Origin of the sequence: Streptomyces sp. FH025, assembly GCF_017427025.1 — a bacterium.
GTDB lineage: Bacteria > Actinomycetota > Actinomycetes > Streptomycetales > Streptomycetaceae > Kitasatospora.
Map to the genome: position 1 here is coordinate 1 of NZ_JAFLNG010001017.1, position 1,995 is coordinate 1,995.

At 71.9% G+C, this 1,995-nt stretch carries 3 protein-coding genes; 2 read left to right on the plus strand and 1 reads right to left on the minus strand.

All coding sequences use genetic code 11. The features are described from left to right. Positions 1 to 62 precede the first annotated feature (62 nt). Complete coding sequence (gene upp / locus J0670_RS36775; RefSeq protein WP_196951378.1) at positions 63 to 698, minus strand: uracil phosphoribosyltransferase; 636 nt, start codon at positions 696 to 698, stop codon at positions 63 to 65. Between the two features lie 163 nt (positions 699 to 861). Between upp and J0670_RS36780 the strand changes: the two genes are divergently transcribed. Both J0670_RS36780 and J0670_RS36785 read left to right on the plus strand, forming a co-directional pair. Beyond that, positions 862 to 1,098: a hypothetical protein gene (locus J0670_RS36780; RefSeq protein WP_207817125.1), complete on the plus strand. Its 237-nt coding sequence runs from the start codon at positions 862 to 864 to the stop codon at positions 1,096 to 1,098. Between the two features lie 302 nt (positions 1,099 to 1,400). Continuing rightward, entirely contained in the window at positions 1,401 to 1,958 is a 558-nt protein-coding gene (locus tag J0670_RS36785; RefSeq protein WP_207817124.1) for a tRNA adenosine deaminase-associated protein, read from the plus strand. Positions 1,959 to 1,995: the final 37 nt, after the last annotated feature.

Consider the following 1,995-nt stretch of genomic DNA (forward strand, 5'->3'; position numbering starts at 1 on the left):
GGCAGACGCAGTGCCGGGGGGCTTCTCGTTCGTTCGGTCGTTCAGTTCTTCAGCCGGAAGGATCAGCCCGCGGTGCCGTACAGCCGGTCGCCCGCGTCGCCGAGGCCCGGGACGATGTAGCCGTTCTCGTTGAGCCGCTCGTCCAGGGCGGCGGTGACCACGGTGACCGGCAGGCCGGCCAGCTCCCGCTGCACCACCTCGACGCCCTCGGGCGCGGCCAGCAGCACCACGGCGGTGACGTCGGTGGCACCGCGCTCGATCAGCATCTTGATCGCGGCGACCAGGGTGCCGCCGGTGGCCAGCATCGGGTCGAGCACGTAGACCTGGCGGCCGGAGAGGTCGTCGGGCATCCGGGTGGCGTAGGTGGAGGCCTCGAGGGTCTCCTCGTTGCGCACCATGCCGAGGAAGCCCACCTCGGCGGTCGGCAGCAGGCGGGTCATCCCGTCCAGCATGCCGAGGCCGGCCCGCAGGATCGGGACGACCAGGGGGCGCGGGTAGCTGAGCCGGGTACCGAGCGTGACCGCCACAGGCGTGGTGATCTCCACCTCGTCGGTGCGGACGTCCCGGGTGGCCTCGTAGGCGAGGAGGGTCACCAGCTCGTCGGTCAGGCGACGGAAGGTCGGCGAGTCGGTGCGCTCGTCGCGCAGGGTGGAGAGCTTGTGGGCCACCAGGGGGTGGTCGACGACGTGGAGACGCATGTATCGAGGTTAGCCCGGTCCTGGACGCCAGTACGACACGCCGTGCCACGACCGCCCGCCGTCCGGGGTGACGCCTTCGTGACGCGCCGTGACGCACCGCGGATGTCGGGACGCTAACGCCTTCTGTGGTATCAATCCGCCCGTTCTGGGAATGTCACGTCTTATGACGAGCAACCCGAACGCCGGGGACGGCTCGGCGGACGAGCCCGTCGGCGGGGCGCCCCTTCGCGCCGGTCCGCCGCAGGACCCTCCGGAGACCGAGGCGGAGCGCCGCAAGCGGCGGGCCGTCTTCCTGCGCGAGCTCGCCGAGGCGCGCGAGCTGAGGGAGCGGGTCCAGCCCCGGCGGACCAAGGAACGGCGGATGCGCGAAGCGATGCGGATGCGAACCTTCCGGATCTGACACGGGTCCGACGCGACCCCGGAGCACCCCCGGAGCGCCCCCGGCGCACCCTCGAAACGACCCGACGCGACCCCCGCGGGTGTTCGGAGCAAATTTCGACCGGCTTCGGACGGTAACGGCACCACTTCGCCGTCCGCCGCCCGGGCCTTCCGACACGACCTGCGAAGACGCGCTGCCGAACACCCCCCGCGAGGGCGGGCTTTCTGTCACGATTCCGATGGGACGGTCCGAACAGCGGACCGCCTCTGGCGCGGGGGCGGCCAGATGTTCGCGTCGCCCGAGCGCGCCGACAGCCGAGACCGATGATCTTGGGAGTGTCCCTGGTGGCGTACTTCGCTGCAGTGCTTGCTCGCTCCGAGGACGGGTGGGATGTGAGCGAGACGGAGCTCGACGACGTCGAGACCCTGGCCGATCTGGCCGACCTGGCCCGCGACTCCGCCCAGGACGACGACAGCGTCCTGATCTTCATCGAACAGGAGGACGCCTGGTTCGCCATCGTCCGCGTGGACGGTGAGGACGACCCGCGGATCTTCGTGTCGGACGGCGCGGCCGCCGCCCGGAGCTCCTACGGTTCCGTCCTCACCGACGAGCTGGTCGACCAGGCCGGCGAGAGCGAGTTCGGCGACCTGGACCACCTGCTCGACGAGGACGAGGAGGCCGAGGACCAGGACGACGAGGACGCGGACGCCCGCGGCGGCGTCCCGGTCGGCCCGCTGGGCGACGCCCACCTGCTCGTCGAGTTCGGCCTGGCCGGCGACGAGCTGCTCGCCCTGAGCGGCGAGGGCGCGGTGCCGGGCGACGCCCTGGAGGAGATCGCCGAGGCCCTGGGCTGCGGTGAGGTCCTGGAGGCGGTCCGGTAGCGGGGTCGGCCGCACCGGTGTCCACCACCGGATGCCC

Excerpts from the sequence above, each read along its gene's own strand:
- upp (WP_196951378.1), bottom strand. The coding sequence starts at position 698 with ATGCGTCTCCACGTCGTCGACCACCCCCTGGTGGCCCACAAGCTCTCC.
- J0670_RS36780 (WP_207817125.1), top strand. The coding sequence starts at position 862 with ATGACGAGCAACCCGAACGCCGGGGACGGCTCGGCGGACGAGCCCGTC.
- J0670_RS36785 (WP_207817124.1), top strand. The coding sequence starts at position 1,401 with ATGATCTTGGGAGTGTCCCTGGTGGCGTACTTCGCTGCAGTGCTTGCT.